Source organism: Veillonella parvula, assembly GCF_018366295.1.
Classification (GTDB): Bacteria; Bacillota; Negativicutes; order Veillonellales; family Veillonellaceae; genus Veillonella; species Veillonella parvula_P.
This window is the reverse complement of the sequence record NZ_JAGZIJ010000002.1, coordinates 146,493-167,336: the sequence shown is the minus strand read 5'-3', so window position 1 is coordinate 167,336 and position 20,844 is coordinate 146,493. Positions and strand designations below refer to the sequence as shown.

The following is a 20,844-nucleotide window of genomic DNA, read 5'->3' as shown; positions in this document are numbered from 1 at the left end:
CATTATATGTAAAGTTAATCGTTGATTCGTGGTATATATTAGGAGTAGTTTATGAAAATTGTGAACGCTACTGAGTCAGATATATTAGAATTGTATCGATTGCAATTGCTTACCTTTGAAAGCGAAGCGGAGATGATTGGCAGTCGAATGGTTCCTGCATTGATGGAGTCGGAAGAGGAGTTTAAAGCTACTTTCACCCAATGGCATACCTATAAACTGGTAGATGATGCGGGAAGAATCATCGGAGGTATTCGCTATCAATATGACGATGGAGTGGTAGAGGTTGGTCGCTTGATGGTGCATCCAGACTATCGGCAACAAGGGCTGGCTCGGGAATTATTAGCTTTCGTAGATGAACAATGCAGTCAAGATCGGCGCGTATTATATACATGTACGAAAAGCTGGATTAATATAAAGTTATATACAAAAATGGGGTATAAAGCCGTTAGAGAAATACAGGATGACACGGGATTATCCTTTGTATATATGGAGAAGCAATAATTCAAACGGCATGGGAGGTCTTAATGTGCTTGATAATATAGTGGTATTCTATATATTCTTTACCATAGTTGGCTTTTTAGCGGCTATGATTGGCACCATCATCGGTGCCGGTGGGGGACTTGTCTTTGTACCTCTCTTTATGTACTGGTTCCCAGAGTGGTCTCCGTCCATGGTCGTAGGGACATCGCTTTTTTCAGTTATGTGCAATGCTATTTCTGGATCGATAGCGTATCTTAAGCAGAAAAAGGTGTATGTTGGCGCTGCGCTCGTCTTTAGCATTGCTACCTTCCCAGGGGCCATTTTAGGGGCTCAAATGTCTGGGTGGTTCTCTGGTAACGGCTTTATGTTTGCCTTTGGGTGTTTTATGTTATGTGCATCTGTATTGATTGGTTTTAAAAATTTTAGAAAAGGGGAACGAAAGGAAGAGTCTCTGACTCTTGAGCAGTTGAGCTATAGTAAGCCCATCGGTATTAGTATTAGCTTCTTTGTAGGCTTTATTTCTAGTATCTTTGGTATTGGTGGAGGACTTATTCATGTGCCGGCTTTGATTTATCTCATGGGATTTCCTACACATATGGCAACGGCTACAAGTCAATCTATTCTCGCCGTATCAACAACGGTGGGGGTTATTACACATTTGATTGAAAGTCATATTGTATTTAGCATTGCTATCCCTACTAGTATTGGCGCTATCTTTGGCGCTCAAGCGGGGGCCCGTATTGCAAAACGTCTCAAAGCAAAAGCTATCCTCGCCCTCATGAGCGTAGCTGTCTTTGCATTGGCGGTACGCCTCATTCTTAAATCTGGTATCTTGGGATGATATAATTTAATACAAGCCCTCTAATGGTGATTCGTAAGCATGTTACCATTAGAGGGCTTTCTGGATTTTCAGCATTTTATAAAAGGGTATAACTAAAAGTCATAGAGAACTATAAATGAGAATGAAAAATTTAAAATATATAAATCATACTATTTTTATGCATAATGTTAGTAATGTATTTACTATAGAATTATAGGTAGTACGAATCGTTATTTAGAGAGGTTTTAGCATATAATTACTGACTATATCTATACATGCTTAATAAATAAGGATTCTTGATTGTATATGAGGAAAAATGGGTACATGATAATGCTAATGAGATGTACTTTCAACTGAGGGAATAAAAGGGTAATGCATATCGATTTTTATTAGAAGAGATATAAATTATGCATAATTATAGTGAGGAGAATGAGAACGGCGTATACTAAAAGTAATAGATTCCTTAAGAAAGGATAGGAGGAAATAGAAGTGAGTACACTTATTAGAGATTATGAACGTTTTGCCAAGGAGGCAAATGAGATTTGTAAAGGTCGCGTATACACCGATCATTTACGTCGTTATGCATATGGCGTTGATGCGTCTTGCTATAGCTATTTACCAAAGGTAGTTGTTAAAGCTGAAGATGAACGAGAAGTAAGACGACTTATTCGTTTGTGTCAACAATGTGGGACACCATTTACATTCCGTGCGGCCGGCTCCTCCTTGTCTGGTCAATGCTCCAGTGAAGATGTGCTCATCGTATGTAATGATGGCTTCAAGAAAATGGAAGTTATTGATGATGGGAAAGCCTTGAAATGTGAATGCGGTGTTATCGGTTCCGATGCGAATGATTTATTGAAACCGTACAATCGTAAAATTGGTCCAGATCCTGCAACGCTTGCCACCGCATTAGTAGGTGGTATCTTGAATAATAACTCCTCTGGTATGTGCTGTGGTACGGCGCAAAACTCTTATAAAACAATTCGGTCCATTCGCGTTGTATTATTAGATGGCTCCATCCTTGATACGTCTGACCAAAAGAGTATTAATCAATTCCTTAAAGAAAAACCTCAAATGGTAGAGGATATCTTACAATTGCGTAAGGATATTTTGGCCGATGAAGAATTGACACATTTGATTCACCATAAGTACAAAATCAAAAACACCACAGGTTACGGCTTGAACTCCCTTGTTGATTTTGAAGATATTATTGATATCATCAACCACTTGTTCATCGGTTCTGAAGGTACATTAGGTTTCGTGTCTGAAATCGTATATAACACTGTTGAGGACGTACCGTATAAAGGCTGCGGTCTCATGTTCTTTAAAACATTGAACGATGCATCTCTTGCTGTTGTAGCCTTGGCTAATATGGGTCGTGACAAGGTTGTTGCTGCGGAAATGATGGACTATCAATCCCTTAAGGCCGTTCAAGCGCTAGACAATGTGCCTGACTTCGTTCGCGAAGTTCCTGAAGGTACAAGTGCTATTTTGTTCCAAACTGAAAGCTACTCCAAAGAAACTGTCGATGAAAACTTAGCTTTTATTAAAGATAAATTGAAAGATATTCCAACAGCTATTCCAAGTCTTTACTCCCAAGATCCTAAAGAATACGATTCTTGGTGGGCTATCCGTAAAGGCATTTTGCCAATCGTTGGTGGTCAACGTAGAAAAGGCACCACTGTTATTACAGAAGACGTATGTTTCCAAATCGAAGACTTCACTAAGGGCATCGAAATGCTTACCGAATTATTCCATAAATACGATTTCGTAGATGGTGGCGTGATCTTTGGCCATGCGTTATCTGGTAATGTTCACTTTAACATTACACCTGACTTCAGCGATCCTAAAGATACTAAGAACTTCGGTGACTTGGTAAAAGAAATGTCTGAACGCGTCTCTGGCTTCGGTGGTTCTTTAAAAGCTGAACATGGTACAGGCCGTATGGTGGCACCGTTTATTGAAATGGAATGGGGGCGTAAAGCGTACGAAATCAACCGTCGTATTAAAGCTATCTTTGACCCTGAACGTATCTTGAATCCTGATGTTATCATTACTGATGACCCAGATGTGTATAAGAAAAACCTTAAAGCTCAATGCGTTATCGATGATGCTTTCACAATCTGTATGGAATGTGGTTTCTGTGAAAAACATTGTCCAAGCCGCAATTTAACATTGACTCCTCGTCAACGTATCGCATTGTTGCGCGAAACAAAACGCCTTGAAAACGAAGGCAATTTTACATTGGCTGCAGAACTTAAAAAAGGCTATGAATACTTTGGTGTAGATACCTGTGCTGCGTGCTCCATGTGTAAAGGTCTTTGCCCGCTCAGCATCGATACGGCTCAAATTGCATTATCCATGCGTCGCATCGATCCTCCAGCACCAGAATTGGCTAAGAAGATTTACGATAATTTCCCTACTACACTTCAAATGGCTCGTGCCGGCGTAAGTCTCGAAGGTATTGCAGGCTCTATTGTTACACAAAAAGCGATTTCCAAGATTACAGAAGGCTTACATGGTGTAACTGGTATTACTCCGTACATTCCTAAGACTACGCCTAAGGCTAATCGTTACAGATTAAGAAGTCGCATTAAACCGACTAATTTTGAAAAGGTTGTATATTTTAGTACCTGTGCGAATCGCGCCTTCAAACCTAATCAAGGTTACGACGATGAACGTAGCTTGCAACAAGTAGTGGAAAGCCTTTGCAACAAGGCCCATATCGATATTATCTACCCTGAACATATCGAAAACCTCTGCTGTGGCTTGAGCTTTGAAAACTACGATGACGTTCATGAGCGTGCTGTAAAAGACTTACACGATGCGTTGATGAAAGCATCTCAAAATGGTAAATACCCAATCGTGATTGACCATAGTGCATGCTTTAATCATGCTTTCAAACATATGCCAGACTTAGAAATCAACGATATTTCTGAATTCTTGTGCAAATACGTTGTGCCTCATCTCGACATTGAAAAATGCGATGAACGGGTCATCGTACATAAACAATGTAAGATTAAATCCTTGAATAAATCTCAATATATTGAAGATTTGGCTCGTCTATGCACAGACCATGTATTCAACATTAAATCCTTTGCATGCGATGGCTTTGCTGGTCAAAAAGGGTTCTTCACACCAGAACTCAACAAATGTGCTACCAAAGACCTTGCAGCTGAAATCGCTGAATATGGTGCAACACTAGGCGTAAGCTCCAGCTCTACCTGTGAAATCGGCCTTGGCGAAAACGGCGGCATCCCATTCATTGGTGTTGCATTCCTATTGGACCGTTGCTCTAAGGCTAAGAAATAAGTCTTGTATATCTATTGCTATTTATGTTAATGTTGCTAGTAGTTTACACTAAGGTTACTAGTAGGTTGGGTTAAAATAACTGGTAGTTTATGTTAATGTTGCTTTAATATTGCTCGTAAATTATGTTAAAACTACTAATAGTTTTTAGGAGTTTTATGAGATTTATTGCTAATTCTTTATTTTTCTAAGAAATGTGGTATACTAAACGTAGGTAGTAGAGTGTATGAAATTACCTGCAATATAACCAAAAAAAGGACGAGTGGCAGCTCGTCCTTTTTCTTGCTTATTTTTTGTTTTTATTGTTAAGCCAGTAGCTGTAGGTAGTTACAACTAAGGCAACAATAATAGGGGCAAGCAAGGTGCCCCAGAGTGCATAAAACAGCTCCTGCAATATACCACCTCCTTTCGGGAGGTATTTTATATTATATCACCATGTTATGGAGTCTCGTATATAATTAATGATTGGAGAATTTCTAATGAAGAAGGTTGTGCTTTTCTTTCTTTTAATAACAGCCCTTACGGGATGTGGATTGAATCAAAATACGAATAGTAATAAAACAGAATCAAATGCAACTAGTTCTGCTACTGCAACTGGTTCCTCTACATTTGCTGAGGGAAACAGCCAAGCGACTACCAAGCAAGATGGACATCTAATTACAGCAAAGCAAGCCTTATCCGCTGGTGAGTATGCGAAAGCTATAGAGGAAGCTACAGCGTCCATTAAGGATAATGCTAATAATGCAGAAGCCTATTCTGTACGTGGCTTTGCAACAGCATTAAACGGTGATGCGGCTAAAGGTTTGACAGATACTAAAAAGGCTTATGATTTAGACCCTAACAATGTGGCTAATTACTATAACATGGCCATGGTCTATAAGTTGCAAGGGCAGTTAAACGATTCTAAACAATGGTTTGAAAAGGTATTAGAAAAGGACCCTAGCAACACCTGGTCTGTGTATGGAATTGCTACCATTTATGCAGACCAAGGGGATGATACTAAGGCCCTTGATTGGCTAGAAAAGGCTATAAAAATTGATCCCTCTGTAAAATCCGTTGCAGCGGAACAAGACCATTTTGAACGCTTTCACAATAACGGACGATTTAAAACATTGGTAGAATTATAGACATGGATGTGAAACAGATGATTCGCCTTATTATAAAGGTGATAGGATTTATATATTGGTTTATTTTTCTATACCTTGGTGGTCTAATGGTCGTAGACTGGTCAGGGTTTATGACTCGGTACAATATTGAAACACCAATTTTCCTTAGCTATATAGTGGTGGTAGGGTGTATTGTTATGCCTTATTTGGTGTTTTATTGGAAAAAACTGAATCCTAATGTTAAACCGCCCTATTTGGTGCGATGTCTTAGTGCCTATATGGACCGTCTAGAGGACCAACATAGTATATGGTTTGATGTACTATATGTACTCAAGCTACTGCTCTATTTTGTAATAATCTTGTGGATGATCTGTATACTATTACTAACCTTAGCATCTATTGCATGGACAATAGTTCTAATTTTACTGAGCAATTGATGATGTAAATTACATTGTTTTCTCTACTAATGCTTCTTGTAAAAGTTGAGAAAAATTAATTCCTTTAGCCAATGCTCTGTCGTTAAGCCATGCAGGAATCGTTAGGGTTTTCTTTACGGACTTACTATTTTTAGCTAAATCAATATCTGTTTGCACTAATGTAGGATATGTTGTATCGGTACATGGTAAGCTGCGAATAGATGTGGGGGTAGGTAGAGTTTGTCCATCTTCTAAAGCGCCTAATATATAGAGTTCCATAGCCTCTTGTGCATTGGTTATTAATTCTGTTAGTGTTGAGCCGGTGCTACTAGTGTATTCGAGATCTGGAAATTCGGCCCAGAAACCATCGGTATCATCATGGATTATGGCAGGGTATATAAATTTCATAGGTCCTCCTAATAGTAAATCCTTATCCTTCATATTCTCTCCTTTCATGATAACACGTGTATACGTACAAAACAATTATTAGGAGTTATACATTCTTATTTATAGTCTAACAGTATATAAAGGAAAATAGGGGTGACCATTGGTCACCCTTGATTCTATTAGTCACTTGACAAAATTGATAAATGACCTTTATATATTAATTCTATTCATAAAAATCATATTAGTATATAATTAATATATATAAATTAGGTTGTGTATTGATGGAAGGAGAGGATTCATCATGAAACTATTCGGTAAAAAGGTAGCAATGGCTGTATTGTGTGCGGCGACATTGACATCCCCATTGTTGTTGAGCGGTTGTAGTATGTCAGAGCTATGGCAGGGTACTGAACAGAGCCGTAAGGAAATTGCGCAGCGGTCTGAGCAGGATCAGGTGCAGTTATTTAATCAATATGTGAAAGCTGTAAGCCGATACAATCGCATGGCTGTCATGTTTGATTATGCGAATACGCCAACTCTTAATGAGTTAAAAGCGGGGCAGCATTTAACTGTATTTAGTGCACCGAACTTTAAGCAGTTACAAAAAGAATTAGAAGAGGCTAAGCAAGCAGGTATTCCGTATGATGAAATGAAGGAGCCTTTAGATAAGCTGCTTTCAAAATTGAACGAAATTACACCGGTAGCGGAAGAGCTCGATGCATATTATAAATCTAAAGGGTATACCACAGACAACTATGCTAAGGAGCAACAATTAGGCCCTAAATATGTTCAATTATATGAACAATTTGTTCCTATTTATGCTGACTTTGATAATGTTATGCATAAAATTAATACAGACCGCTTGCAACAACGGTTGCAACAATTGCGTGATGCAGGCAAGAAAAATGCCGCTGCAGCACAAGAGGTTCATTTGCGACTTACTGCGGTCCTAGAAAAGATCGATAGTGAAAAACAACTAGATGTAAATGCTATCAATCAAGAGTTGCAAGCTATTGGTGATGTATCAAATGGTATTGCTAGTCCTAAGTATGATTCTGTTAAGACCTCTGTAAACTCTACGATTGGTGCAATCCGTACCTATATGGGTTCAAAACAAGATAACGATTATAATCGTATGATTGAGGCCTATAACCATTACATTTCTAATCTGAATACGACCAATATGAATGAGTTAGATTAAAATATGAATGAGATAGATTAAAATAAATTAGATTAAAATAAATTAGATTAAAATAAGTTAGATTAATACGTCTATATAAAAGAAAAGCTGTATCAAATGAGAGTATCATTTGATACAGCTTTTTAGTTGATATTATAGGATATACCTTACTTTTTTAGGCTAATGCGCGTTGTAATTTGGCTTGATAACGAGAATAATACTAAGGCTATCCAGATACAACCGAAGGCGATCATCTGTGGTGTGCCAAAGCTTTCACCAAAATAAAAGATGGCTAGCAACAAGGCAATGGTAGGGGATACATATTGCAAGAAGCCTAGTAGATTGAGCGGTAATAGCTGTGCACCATAGGAGAATAGCACCAATGGGACAGATGTAGTTAGACCGCAGGCTATGAGCAACATGGTTGTATACCAGTCTGTGCCGAAATAGGACCACACGGTATTATCGACCATTGTCGTATATAGTAAGGCTAGCGGTGTTAATAGCCAGGCCTCAAAGGCGATGCTCGTAAAGGGAGAGATGAGCAGTTTCTTTTTTACAGCCCCATAGAGACCGAAGGAAACGGCGAGAATCATCGATACTAATGGCAAGGATCCCACTTGATAGGTGAGTAAGGCGATGCCGATGGTAGCGATAAGGACACTCAGCTTTTTGGGTATCGATAGAACCTCTTTAAATAGGATAACACCTAATACTACATTGAAGAGTGGGTTGATGTAATAGCCAAGGCTCGTGTTCATAACTTGATTATTGGCGATGGCCCAAATGTAGGTGAACCAGTTTACACTGATGATGACTGCCGCAACTAAAAGTAGGAATAATTGTGAACGTTGTTCTTTTAGTAATTGAAAGTCCTTTTTGAATTGTTTAAAGTGTAGGCCAAATACAACGATAGCCATGCAAACACCTGACCAGATAATGCGTTGTGCCAGTATATTATACGGCGAAACATGGTTTAATAATGCCCAATATAGAGGGAGTAAGCCCCAAATTATATAACAACTAAGGGCTGTGATTAACCCTTTTTTACTTGTATGTTCCATAATGCCTCCTCGTGATAGTACTTATTATATCACTAATACTCAAGTCATGCGTTTTAGTTATTACGTATGATTTTCAGTTATAACTTTGATTTTGGCACTTATGATTAAATGTTATGTTCATTGACTTTGTGCATATTGTTACACTATATTGGACTTAGAACAACGAATATAGAGAATAGGTGTCGCAAGACTTAATAGAGAAATCGGTATAAGCCGATGCGGTCCCGCCACTGTAAGGATGAGCCTGCTTTCATACATGTCACTGGAGTAATCTGGGAAGGCGAAAGCGAGGTGATGATCCCGAGCCAGGAGAACTGCCTATTTGATAATCACCGTTATGTACCTACGAGCGATAGGAAGGGGATTGGGGTATGCTGGCTACAGTATTTTTTAGTGTACCTTTCAATAAGAAACCTTACGTGTCACTTTAGGTGGCACGTTTTTTATTGCCCTTAGAGTGGATGTTGAGTATAGGAATCAGGTTTTATAGATATTAAACAGATGGACACATTTTGAGGTTGATGTGGTCCAATAAGATAAAGCTCGAGTGATTCATATATCTAACAATTCGCAGGTACGGTGCGCTGTTTCTCGGTATGGTTTCGAGTTGAAAAGGAGGCACATATATGTCTGACAAAAAGACTTCAAAGGATGCTGAACGCGATTTATTAGCACCTGTATCCTTTGATGAGTTTAAGAAACCTACGTATGAACAATGGCAGGCCGAGGTTGAAAAAGCGTTAAAAGGTGGCGACTTCCATAAGAAGATGTTCACTAAAACCTATGAGGGAATTACGTTACAACCAATTTATACGCCTGCATTGCATGGAGAAAAAATTCCAAAGGGTGTATACCCTGGGGCAGGTGAGTTCCTACGTGGCACAAAGGCAAGTGGTTATATTAAAGACTCTTGGGGCGTATCCCAATATGTAGACGAATCTTTTCCTAAGGATGCTAACCATGCAAGTTTATACGAAATTGTAAAAGGTGGCACCATTCACAATATTCGCCTTGATGAAGCAACACGCCATGATCAAGATGTGCAAGTAGGCGCAGCTGTTGGTATCGGCGGTACATCTCTGTCTACTATGGATGATTGTAGCCAATTGATTGAGCGCTTTAATTTAAAGGAAAATCCTTTATATATTGAAACAGGTGCTTCTGCAGCTATCTTGCTCGGTATGTTAGCCGCTACGGTGAAAGGCTCTAAAAAACAAACCTCTGACTTGAAAGGTCTCGTTGGTGCAGACCCTATTGGTGTTTGGGCTAAAGATGGTACATTGCATATGTCTTTAGATACAGCCTTTGATGAAATGGCACATACTGTTGTATGGGCTAAAGAACAAGCTCCAGAGCTTAAAACTGTACTCGTATCTGGTGATGTATACGCTAATGGTGGCGCGAACGATGTGCAAGAGGTTGCGTATGCATTGGCAACAGCAGTTTGCTATGTGCGTCAATTAGCACAACGGAACATCGATATTCACACTATTGCTAACAGCATGATGTTTACATTCTCTTTGGGTGCAAACTTCTTCATGGAAATTGCTAAATTACGTGCATTACGTGTGCTTTGGGCGCGCATCATGGAAGCGTTCGGTGCCGAAGAAGCTGACCGTGCTGTTCATGTACACGGCAGAACATCGGCTTTCACAAAAACTGTATACGACCCATATGTAAACTTGTTGCGCAATACAACACAAGCATTCTCTGGCGTTGTAGGCGGTTTGAATAGCCTTGAAGTATCCCCATTTGACCAACCAATTCGCAAAGCTGACGATTTCTCTCGCCGTATTGCCCGTAATATTCAAGTTATGTTGCAAACTGAATTCGAGTTGCGTCAACCAGTGGACCCTGTAGGTGGCTCTTGGTATGTGGAAACATTGGCAGCCGAATTATGCGAAAAAATTTGGGCTGAATTCCAAACTATTGAGGCTAAAGGTGGTATAATAGCAGCCTTGAAAGAAGGTTATCCACAAGCTCAAGTTAAAACGGTTCTTGATGAACGCTTCAAAAACCTTGCATTCCGCAGAGATGTGGCTGTAGGTAACAACATGTATGCGAACATGACTGAAGAATTGCTTGATCCAAAACCAGAAAATCAAGAAACATTGCGTCAAAAACGAGTTGCTCAAATCGAAGAGTACTTGGCGAGTGCGGAGCCAGATGCGGTTGTGAAAGCACAGGCTACCCTAGAAGCAGGTACGACAGAGCCAGGCGCTTTGATTGGCCTTATTGAACTCGGTGCATTACAAAAATTAACAATACGCCAAATCCGGAAGGCTTTAGATGCTGGCGATATTGCTTCCGAAACGATTGAATCCATTGCAGCTCATCGTTGGACTGAACAGTTTGAAGCACTTCGTATGCGCACTGAGAATTATAAACAACGTACGAAAGATAATGTGAAGGTATTCTTGGCTAACATGGGGCCAATCCCTCAACATAAACCTCGTGCGGACTTCTCCACAGGCTTCTTCGAAGTAGGGGCTTTTGAAGTTATCAAAAATGATGGCCATGAAACAACGGCTGATGCAGCAAAAGCTGCTCGTGAAAGTGGTGCTGATGTAGTTGTTATCTGTTCTACAGATGATACCTATCCAGAATTGGTACCACCACTCGCTAAGGAATTGAAAGAAACTATGCCGCATGTAACGGTTATTTTAGCAGGGGCACCTCCTAAGGACTTAGAACCTGTATACCGTGAAGCTGGCGTGGACGACTTCATTTCTGTTCGTGCAAATTGTTACGAAATCTTGAATACGTTACAAGATAAGAAAGGGATGTGAGCTCATGTTTAAAAATCCAGACTTCTCCTCTCTTGGCTTGGGATCTCAGACAGCAACATCTCGCGATGCATGGCTTGCTGAACTTCAAAAAGAAACAGGAAAAAGCTTTGAAGATTTATATAATACAACAATGGAGCAAATCCAACTAAAGCCTCTCTATACAGAGATGGATTATGAAGGAATGACACACCTTGACTATATGGCTGGTGTACCTCCATTCTTGCGTGGACCTTATTCCACAATGTATGTTACTCGTCCTTGGACAGTACGTCAGTACGCTGGTTTCTCCACAGCTGAAGAATCCAATGCGTTCTATCGTCGTAACTTGGCAGCGGGCCAAAAAGGTTTGTCTATCGCCTTTGACCTTGCTACTCACCGTGGTTATGATTCCGATCATCCTCGTGTAGTAGGTGACGTTGGTAAAGCGGGTGTTGCGGTAGACTCCATCCTCGACATGGAAATTCTATTCTCTGGTATCCCTCTTGATCAAATGTCCGTATCCATGACAATGAACGGCGCCGTATTGCCAGTAATGGCATTCTATATCTTGGCTGGTGAAGAACAAGGCGTAGATAAAAAGGTTATGGCTGGTACAATCCAAAATGATATTTTGAAAGAGTTCATGGTACGTAATACCTATATTTACCCTCCAGCTACATCCATGCGTATTATCGGTGATATCTTTGCGTATACCTCCCAATACATGCCTAAGTTCAACAGTATCTCCATTTCTGGTTACCATATGCAAGAAGCGGGCGCTACTGCAGATATCGAATTAGGTTACACATTGGCCGATGGTCTTGAATATATCCGTACCGGTGTTAATGCAGGCCTTCATGTTGACCAGTTCGCACCACGGTTGTCCTTCTTCTGGGCAATTGGTAAAAACTACTTCATGGAAGTGGCAAAAATGCGTGCGGCTCGTATGTTGTGGGCTAAGATTATCAATAGCTTCGGCTCTGAAAATCCTAAATCCATGGCACTTCGTACCCATAGCCAAACATCTGGTTGGTCTTTAACAGAACAAGATCCGTTCAACAACGTGGCTCGTACATGTATGGAAGCGATGGGTGCCGCGTTAGGTCATACGCAATCTCTACATACGAATGCGCTTGACGAAGCCATTGCATTGCCTACGGACTTCTCTGCACGTATTGCGCGTAATACTCAGCTTTACATCCAAGATGAAACTAAGGTATGTAAGGTTATCGACCCATGGGGCGGTTCCTATTATGTAGAAGCATTGACAGACGAATTGATTCGTCGCGCTTGGGGTCATATTCAAGAAATCGAATCCCTTGGCGGTATGGCGAAAGCTATCGATACAGGGCTTCCTAAGATGCGTATCGAAGAAGCTGCCGCACGTCGCCAAGCTCGTATCGACTCTGGTCGTGAAGCAATTATTGGTATCAATAAATATCGTCTAGATAAAGAAGATCCATTGGATATCCTCGACGTAGATAACACAGCTGTACGGGAAGCGCAAATTCGTCGTCTCGAACAATTGCGTGCTAACCGGGATGAAGAAAAGGTTCAATCCTGTCTTGAAGCGATCACAAAGGCTACAGAATCGGGTGAAGGCAACTTACTTGCCCTTGCACTTGAAGCGGCTCGTGCTCGTGCATCCTTGGGTGAAATTTCCTTTGCTGTTGAAAAGGTATGCGGTCGTCATAAAGCGGTTATTCGCTCTATTTCCGGTGTATACTCCAGCGAATTTGAAGATGACGATGTAATCAAAGAAGTACGCCAAATGGCAGATAACTTTGAAGAACTCGAAGGTCGTCGTCCTCGTATCATGATTGCGAAGATGGGCCAAGACGGTCATGACCGTGGTGCCAAAGTTATCGCTACATCCTTCGCGGATATGGGCTTTGACGTGGATATCGGACCTTTGTTCCAAACTCCAGAAGAAACAGCACAAGATGCGGTGGATAATGACGTTCATATTGTCGGATTTAGTTCTCTTGCGGCGGGGCATAAGACATTATTGCCTCAACTTGTAGAGGAACTCAACAAGCGGGGCCGTGGAGATATTTTAGTTGCCATCGGCGGCGTAATCCCTGCTCAGGACTATGAATTCCTACGCGAACATGGCGCAGTGGCTATCTTTGGCCCTGGTACAGTTTTGCCAGTAGCGGCGAAAAAATTACTAGAAACATTGACTAGTCACGTTCAAGACGAGTCTCATGACTGATAACAAACGGCCTACTCCGGATGAATTGCGCAATACACAGGACGCAACTTTCACCACTGGTGAAGGCAAAGCCCCTGAATTAGGTGTAAAAAACGCAAGCACCGAGGGTAGTACCTATCGTCCCGACTGGGTGCCAGAAGAAGCGAAGAAAGATGACACTTACGCGTGTCACGTAATGAAAGGCGTCAAGGAAATGCATGATGGCCTCTTATCTAGTTCAGCTCATCTGGCTCCAGCGGTACGTCCCGTACAGCGGCGAAAGAAATTAACTGTCGCTGATTATGTACGCGGTATCGAGCAGGGGGACCGCGTTATACTTTCACGGGCTATCACATTAGTAGAAAGTAATAATAAGGACCATTTCAAACTAGCTCAACAGGTGTTGCAAGCCGTATTGCCTCGTACGGGCAAGGCGTTGCGCATCGGTATTACTGGTGTGCCTGGGGCCGGTAAAAGTACGTTTATTGAAGCCTTCGGTAACATGCTCATTGAAGCGGGTTACAAGGTTGCCGTACTGGCTGTAGACCCTACGAGCCAAGTCACAAAAGGCAGTATCTTGGGTGATAAAACGCGGATGGAAACGTTGACGAAACACCCAGAGGCTTATATTCGTCCATCGCCAGCTGGTGGTACACTAGGCGGTGTAGCTCGTAAAAGTAGAGAAACGATGCTACTTTGTGAGGCTGCTGGGTACGATATTATTCTCGTTGAAACCGTTGGGGTTGGGCAAAGCGAAGTTACCGTGCGTTCCATGGTAGACTTCTTTATGCTCATCGTTTTAACGGGGGCAGGCGATGAATTGCAAGGCATCAAAAAAGGCGTTATGGAACTTGCGGATGCTATTGTGGTCAACAAGGCCGATGGGGATAACCTCAAACGAGCTCTCATTGCTCGTAGCGATTATGACCGGATGTTGCATTACATCCGTCCGGCTACGGAAAAATGGAAGACTCAAGCCTATACATGTTCAGCTGTCACAAAGGATGGCCTCGATGAATTGTGGGATGTCATCCAAGAGTTTACTGAACAAGGCAAAGAAAATGGGGTCTTCTTAAAACGCCGTCAAGAACAATCCCTTCGTTGGGTACGCGATATGATTGACGAACACTTGCACAACCTATTCTTTAACAATGTAGTCATTCAAGGTCGCATGGGCGAAGTCGAAGCTGCTGTCTTAGACGGTGAAATGAGCGAATCTCAAGCCGTTGAAGAACTTATTGGCGTTTTCGATAAGTCTTTACAATAAGTAGATCGGTAAATACATATTGTATTATTAAATATAATCGTATTGCTAAATATATATTAGATAAGCCGGCATAACTTATCTTAATACGCACTCCACTAGCAATCGTATGCATTTCGATATAACTACAGATGTATTTGTAAAAGGCATAGTATCAATGTTCACTGTTGGATTTGGACCAATAGTAGTTGCATACTATGCCTTTTTCTATGTCATAATAACTAATTGCGACTAATTATTTGCTATTAATTGTCTAATAAAAGATGATTAATATATAAGTTCATCTTTTTAAAATGCAAAAATCAGTGTATAATTAAGTTATATTATTTATTAATCGTTTAATGTTACGAGAGGGGCATTCAAATGAACAAAAAATTATTATTACCTGTAGGTGTAGTCGTTCTAATTATTGGTATTGCGATTCTATTATTAAATCCAGATCCAGGGGCGGCTAATTTGGAAATTGCGAGAAATGCTACAAATGCTCAAGCGGCAGCAAAGGCGATTTCTGAGAATAACCAATCTTACACATTGTGGTATTCTATTGGTATGTTCTGTAGCGGTTTAGGCATTGCACTGTCAGTAGGTGGCTTCATTGTAGGCTTTATTAAAAAAGACTAATCTATTTAGGAACGTATCAAAGGCTGTACTAGAATGTATATCATTTCTAGTGCAGCCTTTTTGTATTTTAATTTTAGGGTTATAGGACAAAACGTGTTGGTTTTGCCCTATAACCCTAATTTTATCCTGTGGACTTTAGCTAGCTTATGTCTATCTAGCGAATTAGTCTATATTTATCTTGCAAGTCATCCTATATCTATTTATGTTGTGGTTTTACGCTCTATATCTGTTTTCGGTGGGATAAAACGTGGTATAATTAACCCGGATAGAGCCTAAAAGTATGTGGCTTTTGGAGGTTAGTATGAGTAGTATAGCGCATTTATTTGTAGCTGGTGGATTTGTTATGTATCCGCTGGTGATTTTTTTACTGTTTACCTTGATGATTGGCATTGAACGTATCTTTCTATATCGCAAGTTTACAAAGGATTTGCGCCGTTTTAATAAGGTCTTAGAGAAGAATCAATCTTGGATTATGTTACCAAGTGTTTTGGAACGGGATACAGAGGAACTTGGTTCTTTATTTGCCCGTGCTATCCGCAATGCAAAGAATTATAATGGCTTGGAAAATCGCCTTCAAGATGTGGTGTCGTACGCTGATGAACGTTTAAAACGCGGCCTTAGTTGGCTCAGCATGGTTGTAACAATGGCTCCGTTATTGGGGTTGCTGGGGACGGTCTTCGGCATGATTCGTGCGTTTGCTGTGGTAGGCGGCGATATTGGGGCTCCGACCATTATTACAGGTGGTGTTTCTGAAGCCTTAGTGGCAACGGCTACAGGTTTGACCGTGGCCATTATTGCCCTTGGCTTTCACAGTTACTGTGCAGCAAAGGTCAATGATTCTGTGGCGACATTAGAACATGAGTGCGGCAACATCCTTGATGCGTACAACGAGGAACATGATATATGAGACGACGCACGTTAGGGGTTAAAAAAGAGCCTACCATCATGATTATTCCTATGATTGATATCGTATTCTTTTTATTAGTATTTTTCATGGTAGGCACGCTGTACATGAATACAGAGCAACAAATTCCGCTTAATTTACCATCTGCATCGTCGTCTACGGCGAAATCTATCGAACCTATCACCATTACCTTGACTACAACGCACACGCTGTATATCGATAATCAGGAAATTTCTTCGGATCGCTTGGCGCAAGAGGTCAAATCTATCGTTACACAAGCACCTCAACAGGCCTTTGTGATTCGCGCTTCAAAAGATGTATATTATAACGATGTTATCGAGCTTTTGGACATGCTCAAGGTGAACGGTGCTAAATATATTAGCGTCGCTACGGAACGGAAGTGATTCCATGTTTGAATCACATTATCTGAAACCTTTTATTGTATCTTTAGGCATTACCATCATGCTTATCTCTGGCATGGGGCTTTCTTTGCGTGGTATCGTTGGAACCGGTGTGGCGTATGATGCCGCAGAGGTTAGCTTTCATCTGCCTGAGGATAGTGAAAGTGATGCGGAAACTACGGCTATTGAGCCTATACCTAAGGATAAGCCACCGGTTGAACCTCCGACTCCAGAAGGCCCTGCGCCTAAGGCAGATCCTCTTGTAACGGAAAATACAGGTGATGAAAGTATTCATAATTTAAATGCCAATAAGACTACATCTAATGCTCGTCGCGAATGGGCCGTTCCCAAGGCCATAGAATCGGAAACGACTAATAATGAACAAGCTGTAGTTACGGGTGGAAATGATTCCAAAGACGGAAAATCCTCTAAGCCTGACAATGCTCCTAAGGGTAAGGATATAACATCTGATCCGAATGCCAATGGAAACGGCTTTGCCGAAGCTAGTGATTTATCCTTCCTATCTGATCTTGCGTGGGGGCTCTTAACACCAGGGCAACAAGCGCTTTTACAAAAGTCGGATATCAACCCTCAAGAATATTTACGAACGGTACAAGAACAGGGGAAGGGGTCAATCGTAACAGGTAAGGTTGTAGTGCGTGTTAACTTTGACGTTAATGGACATGTCATCGTGGGAGAACATACACCGCTCATCGCAGAGGATGTACCGCAACCAGTCAAAGAGGAAGCAATGCGCATCGTTAAAAGCAGTGGTTCTATTATCAATCGAAGAGGGGAACCTGTATATCTAGCAGTCCCTGTTGTTTTAGGACAATAAAGAGGCATATCTTACATACATTAGTATGGGATATGCCTCTTTGTTATGGTTGTAAAAAAAGATTGTATTAATTTTGATTGGTAAGCATCGTTTTCGTAGAGTTGAAGACCGCTAGATATACGATGGGGCCACCGATGAATAATGTGACTTGCATAGGTGTGCTGAATTGATCAGCTCGCCACAATGCAAAAGCGTAGAAGAACATAGTAATTAACATGATGAGAAATGCGATGATAACACGTACATTTGTGTTTACTGCTAAGGATGTAGTAATACGCGATTTATTCATCATTACGTAAATTAAAGATACTACGATGTCTGCCGTAAAGATGGAGAAGATAAAGTTGTAATCAAACTCGCCAAAAAGGACTACCGCCAAGCCGATAAAGCTGAGCCCAAAGAATAGACGTAATAGAATACCTATAGTATTAGATTCGTTGCGCTGTGCGCGGCGTTCCTTACGATTTAAAGTTGCCATGAAAGCCTCCCCCATAGTAGAAATGTTTGTTACTATTAGTATAAAGCTCGTGTATAGATTGAGCAATTATTCGCAGTACATTTAGTCTGTATGTTTATTATATATCACAATGTATAGCTATGATATAGTATTGATTAATTTATTACTATATAACTATATGAGAAATTAGAGTGAGAGATTATGATTCAAGTTATTCTTACCTATATTGTTAATGTTATTATTGTATTTGTATTTTTTCCTATTTTAGAATCTGTAGTTCAATATGTGTATCCGTTTTCATGGGACTGGCTTATAAAACCGCTACATTTAGTGGATAAGCTCGATGTATATATTATTATATCCTTTGCGTTGCCTATTATTGTGGCCATCGGATTATTTTTGCCACCTTTTAGTTGGATTGTCCATGTATTGCAAGGTGAAAGAAAACCAAATGCAGAAGAATCTGAATATATTGAACCGCTGTTTGAGGAATTATGTGCATTTAGCGGTGTAGCACGTAACTCACTGATATTGCGCATGCGTACAGATGAGGAAATTAATGCCTTTGCATCTGGATTAAATCACATTACGATTTATACAGGAGCCTTGTATTCGTTAGATAAACGGCATTTATTAGGTGTTCTTGCCCATGAATTAGGCCATTTACGACATCGTGATACTATCTATTTAACCATTACCTATGCTATGGATCGACTAGGGCAATTAATTTTAAATCTTGTAATATATCTAAATTTTGCTTTAAATATACTGGCTATTATACCAATTGTTAATATCGTAGTACGTATTATTCAATTAATTCTTATCGTTATGATTGCAATCGTGAAATATGTACTTCTATTACCGAAGTGGATTACCTATTATTTTGATAGCCGTCGTCGAGAGTATGCTGCTGATGCCTATGCCGTTTCGATTGGTTTGGGGCGGGAGCTGCGTGATGGTCTAGTTTCATTAGGACTTGCTACTGAACAAATTGGTATTCTAGAGAATGGTGAATTATATGATTGTGAAAGTACAGGATTTTTCAGTCGCTTGTTTATTACTCATCCAAAAATGATTAAGCGAATACAACGTATCAATGAAGGGATAGAGGTATATAATCTCAAGCAAAGTCTTAAAGAAAATCGTTAAAGTGATAATTAATTTAATAAACACGAACGATAAGTAAAATTAATATAATTATCATTCGGAAAATTTAGCTCCGTTCGTTGAATGGAGCTTTCACATATGGTACAATAATCCTATAAATCTAGCTTTTATCATGCAAAGGAGACATCATGATACCACGTTATACACGAGAAGAAATGGGCCATATTTGGAGCGAACGCAACGAATTCGACACAATGTTATTGGTGGAGACCCTCGCATCTGAGGCACAAGCTGAGTTGGGCGTTATTCCTAAAGAAGCGGCGAAAACAATCCGGGAAAAGGGAAATTTCGACGTTGAGCGCATTCATGAAATCGAAAAGGAAACGAACCATGATATCATTTCCTTCGTAACAGCAGTGGGCGAATACGTAGGTCCTGAAGCGGCTAAATACATCCATCTTGGCCTTACCTCTACAGATGTGAAAGATACGGCGCTTGGGTACATGATGAAACAAGCCTGCGATATCTTAATTGGTGACTTAAAGCGTTTGCACGAAGTATTGCGTCGTCGTGCAGCTGAGTTCAAATATACTCCTATGATCGGTCGTACCCACGGCATCCACGGCGAACCAACTACATTCGGTTTGAAATTGGCGTTGTGGATGGCAGAGGTAGAACGTGATATTGAACGCATGGAGCATGCGCGTAAAAGCGTTGCCGTTGGTAAATTGTCTGGCGCTGTTGGTACATACTCCAATATCGATCCATTCGTAGAACAATATGTGTGTGAAAAATTAGGCCTTGAGCCTGTTAAAATTGCTACGCAAGTGGTGCAACGTGACCGCCATGCTGAGTTGTTGTCTACCATCGCTGTTGTAGGCGGTACATTAGACAAAATCGCATTGGAAATCCGTCACTTACAACGTACAGAGGTACGCGAAGCAGAAGAATATTTCAGCCCTAAACAAAAGGGTTCCTCTGCGATGCCTCATAAACGCAACCCTATTACATGTGAAAGAATTTGCGGTATGGCTCGCTTACTTCGTGGCTATGCACAATCTGCTTACGAAGATCAAGCATTGTGGCATGAACGCGATATTTCTCATAGCTCTGTAGAACGAGTTATCTTGCCGGATGCGACAATCTCGTTAAATTATATGTTGCACCTAACAATCCGAACCATTGATAAATTGTTGGTATACCCTGAAACTATGCTTAAAAATCTTAACCTTACAGGGGGCCTCGTATTTAGCCAAACAATTTTGACACACCTTGTAGACAAAGGTGCGGTACGTGACGAAGCATATCGTTGGGTTCAAAAACATGCTATGGAACGCTGGCTTGAAGGCAAAGATTTCGCAACAGGTTTAAAAGCTGATGAAAACATTAAGAAGTACATGACTGATGAGGAAATCGATGCATGCTTTGATCCGTATAAATTGCTAAGACATGTAGATACAATCATGGCTCGCTTTGGCCTATAATTGTAGGGTACTTCCCACATAACATATGAAAGACTAGGGTAGGT

Annotated in this window: 18 protein-coding genes and 1 riboswitch; of the genes, 14 read left to right on the top strand and 4 right to left on the bottom strand. The window is 40.6% G+C overall.

The annotated features are described in order from the left end of the window. Positions 1 to 51: 51 nt before the first annotated feature. The 3 genes from KHY58_RS03790 to KHY58_RS03780 all read left to right on the top strand — a co-directional run bounded on the left by KHY58_RS03790 (position 52) and on the right by KHY58_RS03780 (position 4,612). The gene (locus KHY58_RS03790; protein WP_128114254.1) at positions 52 to 501 is read left to right on the top strand and encodes a GNAT family N-acetyltransferase; all 450 of its coding nucleotides are present in this window, start codon (positions 52 to 54) and stop codon (positions 499 to 501) included. Between the two features lie 25 nt (positions 502 to 526). Further along, positions 527 to 1,321: a sulfite exporter TauE/SafE family protein gene (locus KHY58_RS03785; RefSeq protein ID WP_128114253.1), complete on the top strand. Its 795-nt coding sequence runs from the start codon at positions 527 to 529 to the stop codon at positions 1,319 to 1,321. 468 nt (positions 1,322 to 1,789) lie between these two features. Next, a complete protein-coding gene (locus KHY58_RS03780; RefSeq protein ID WP_278472092.1) occupies positions 1,790 to 4,612 on the top strand; it encodes an FAD-binding and (Fe-S)-binding domain-containing protein in 2,823 nt (940 codons plus the stop codon). A gap of 283 nt (positions 4,613 to 4,895) precedes the next feature. On the opposite strand, the gene KHY58_RS03775 is transcribed toward KHY58_RS03780, so the two are convergent. Beyond that, positions 4,896 to 4,970 carry a type I toxin-antitoxin system Fst family toxin gene (locus KHY58_RS03775; RefSeq protein WP_229039624.1) on the bottom strand — a complete coding sequence of 25 codons (75 nt, stop codon included), beginning with the start codon at positions 4,968 to 4,970 and terminating at the stop codon, positions 4,896 to 4,898. A gap of 118 nt (positions 4,971 to 5,088) precedes the next feature. Between KHY58_RS03775 and KHY58_RS03770 the strand changes: the two genes are divergently transcribed. Then, positions 5,089 to 5,736 (top strand): tetratricopeptide repeat protein, encoded by a 648-nt coding sequence (locus tag KHY58_RS03770; RefSeq protein WP_278472089.1) that lies wholly within the window; start codon positions 5,089 to 5,091, stop codon positions 5,734 to 5,736. A 425-nt stretch (positions 5,737 to 6,161) separates the two neighbouring features. Here the strand turns inward: KHY58_RS03770 and KHY58_RS03765 are convergent, their stop codons facing one another. Then, complete coding sequence (locus KHY58_RS03765) at positions 6,162 to 6,539, bottom strand: type II toxin-antitoxin system HicB family antitoxin (protein WP_278472086.1); 378 nt, start codon at positions 6,537 to 6,539, stop codon at positions 6,162 to 6,164. A gap of 280 nt (positions 6,540 to 6,819) precedes the next feature. Here KHY58_RS03765 and KHY58_RS03760 point away from each other — a divergent pair, with 280 nt between their 5' ends. After that, positions 6,820 to 7,719 (top strand): DUF3829 domain-containing protein, encoded by a 900-nt coding sequence (locus tag KHY58_RS03760; protein ID WP_278472084.1) that lies wholly within the window; start codon positions 6,820 to 6,822, stop codon positions 7,717 to 7,719. A 146-nt stretch (positions 7,720 to 7,865) separates the two neighbouring features. On the opposite strand, the gene rarD is transcribed toward KHY58_RS03760, so the two are convergent. Then, positions 7,866 to 8,762, bottom strand: coding sequence for an EamA family transporter RarD (gene rarD / locus KHY58_RS03755; protein WP_105087261.1), 897 nt, complete (start codon positions 8,760 to 8,762; stop codon positions 7,866 to 7,868). A 160-nt stretch (positions 8,763 to 8,922) separates the two neighbouring features. Beyond that, positions 8,923 to 9,098, top strand: a riboswitch (cobalamin riboswitch). 290 nt (positions 9,099 to 9,388) lie between these two features. Between rarD and KHY58_RS03750 the strand changes: the two genes are divergently transcribed. The 7 genes from KHY58_RS03750 (at position 9,389) to KHY58_RS03720 (ending at position 17,752) form a co-directional block, all read left to right on the top strand. After that, on the top strand, positions 9,389 to 11,551 hold the full coding sequence (locus KHY58_RS03750; protein ID WP_278472081.1) for a methylmalonyl-CoA mutase family protein: 2,163 nt from the start codon (positions 9,389 to 9,391) through the stop codon (positions 11,549 to 11,551). A gap of 4 nt (positions 11,552 to 11,555) precedes the next feature. Then, positions 11,556 to 13,745, top strand: coding sequence for a methylmalonyl-CoA mutase (scpA, locus tag KHY58_RS03745; RefSeq protein WP_004694550.1), 2,190 nt, complete (start codon positions 11,556 to 11,558; stop codon positions 13,743 to 13,745). Further along, a complete protein-coding gene (gene meaB / locus KHY58_RS03740) occupies positions 13,738 to 14,991 on the top strand; it encodes a methylmalonyl Co-A mutase-associated GTPase MeaB (RefSeq protein ID WP_004694551.1) in 1,254 nt (417 codons plus the stop codon). Before scpA ends, meaB begins: the two co-directional genes overlap by 8 nt. A gap of 360 nt (positions 14,992 to 15,351) precedes the next feature. Continuing rightward, positions 15,352 to 15,609: a hypothetical protein gene (locus KHY58_RS03735; protein WP_004698152.1), complete on the top strand. Its 258-nt coding sequence runs from the start codon at positions 15,352 to 15,354 to the stop codon at positions 15,607 to 15,609. 301 nt (positions 15,610 to 15,910) lie between these two features. Beyond that, complete coding sequence (locus KHY58_RS03730; protein ID WP_278472079.1) at positions 15,911 to 16,516, top strand: MotA/TolQ/ExbB proton channel family protein; 606 nt, start codon at positions 15,911 to 15,913, stop codon at positions 16,514 to 16,516. Beyond that, positions 16,513 to 16,917, top strand: coding sequence for an ExbD/TolR family protein (locus KHY58_RS03725; protein ID WP_008602049.1), 405 nt, complete (start codon positions 16,513 to 16,515; stop codon positions 16,915 to 16,917). The genes KHY58_RS03730 and KHY58_RS03725 overlap by 4 nt, the downstream gene beginning before the upstream one ends. 4 nt (positions 16,918 to 16,921) lie before the next feature. Continuing rightward, a complete protein-coding gene (locus KHY58_RS03720; protein WP_278472077.1) occupies positions 16,922 to 17,752 on the top strand; it encodes a hypothetical protein in 831 nt (276 codons plus the stop codon). A 67-nt stretch (positions 17,753 to 17,819) separates the two neighbouring features. Here the strand turns inward: KHY58_RS03720 and KHY58_RS03715 are convergent, their stop codons facing one another. Next, positions 17,820 to 18,230, bottom strand: coding sequence for a CAAX protease (locus KHY58_RS03715; protein ID WP_278472074.1), 411 nt, complete (start codon positions 18,228 to 18,230; stop codon positions 17,820 to 17,822). Between the two features lie 180 nt (positions 18,231 to 18,410). Between KHY58_RS03715 and KHY58_RS03710 the strand changes: the two genes are divergently transcribed. Next, positions 18,411 to 19,358: a zinc metalloprotease HtpX gene (locus KHY58_RS03710; RefSeq protein ID WP_004698199.1), complete on the top strand. Its 948-nt coding sequence runs from the start codon at positions 18,411 to 18,413 to the stop codon at positions 19,356 to 19,358. A gap of 146 nt (positions 19,359 to 19,504) precedes the next feature. Continuing rightward, the gene (purB, locus tag KHY58_RS03705; RefSeq protein WP_278467436.1) at positions 19,505 to 20,800 is read left to right on the top strand and encodes an adenylosuccinate lyase; all 1,296 of its coding nucleotides are present in this window, start codon (positions 19,505 to 19,507) and stop codon (positions 20,798 to 20,800) included. Positions 20,801 to 20,844: the final 44 nt, after the last annotated feature.

What these genes read in the sequence shown, in the direction of transcription:
- KHY58_RS03730 (WP_278472079.1), top strand. Translation starts at nt 15,911, where the DNA reads ATGAGTAGTATAGCGCATTTATTTGTAGCTGGTGGATTTGTTATGTAT.
- scpA (WP_004694550.1), top strand. Translation starts at nt 11,556, where the DNA reads ATGTTTAAAAATCCAGACTTCTCCTCTCTTGGCTTGGGATCTCAGACA.
- KHY58_RS03750 (WP_278472081.1), top strand. Translation starts at nt 9,389, where the DNA reads ATGTCTGACAAAAAGACTTCAAAGGATGCTGAACGCGATTTATTAGCA.
- KHY58_RS03710 (WP_004698199.1), top strand. Translation starts at nt 18,411, where the DNA reads ATGATTCAAGTTATTCTTACCTATATTGTTAATGTTATTATTGTATTT.
- KHY58_RS03735 (WP_004698152.1), top strand. Translation starts at nt 15,352, where the DNA reads ATGAACAAAAAATTATTATTACCTGTAGGTGTAGTCGTTCTAATTATT.
- KHY58_RS03760 (WP_278472084.1), top strand. Translation starts at nt 6,820, where the DNA reads ATGAAACTATTCGGTAAAAAGGTAGCAATGGCTGTATTGTGTGCGGCG.
- KHY58_RS03790 (WP_128114254.1), top strand. Translation starts at nt 52, where the DNA reads ATGAAAATTGTGAACGCTACTGAGTCAGATATATTAGAATTGTATCGA.
- purB (WP_278467436.1), top strand. Translation starts at nt 19,505, where the DNA reads ATGATACCACGTTATACACGAGAAGAAATGGGCCATATTTGGAGCGAA.
- KHY58_RS03725 (WP_008602049.1), top strand. Translation starts at nt 16,513, where the DNA reads ATGAGACGACGCACGTTAGGGGTTAAAAAAGAGCCTACCATCATGATT.
- KHY58_RS03765 (WP_278472086.1), bottom strand. Translation starts at nt 6,539, where the DNA reads ATGAAATTTATATACCCTGCCATAATCCATGATGATACCGATGGTTTC.
- KHY58_RS03715 (WP_278472074.1), bottom strand. Translation starts at nt 18,230, where the DNA reads ATGGCAACTTTAAATCGTAAGGAACGCCGCGCACAGCGCAACGAATCT.
- meaB (WP_004694551.1), top strand. Translation starts at nt 13,738, where the DNA reads ATGACTGATAACAAACGGCCTACTCCGGATGAATTGCGCAATACACAG.
- KHY58_RS03720 (WP_278472077.1), top strand. Translation starts at nt 16,922, where the DNA reads ATGTTTGAATCACATTATCTGAAACCTTTTATTGTATCTTTAGGCATT.
- rarD (WP_105087261.1), bottom strand. Translation starts at nt 8,762, where the DNA reads ATGGAACATACAAGTAAAAAAGGGTTAATCACAGCCCTTAGTTGTTAT.
- KHY58_RS03770 (WP_278472089.1), top strand. Translation starts at nt 5,089, where the DNA reads ATGAAGAAGGTTGTGCTTTTCTTTCTTTTAATAACAGCCCTTACGGGA.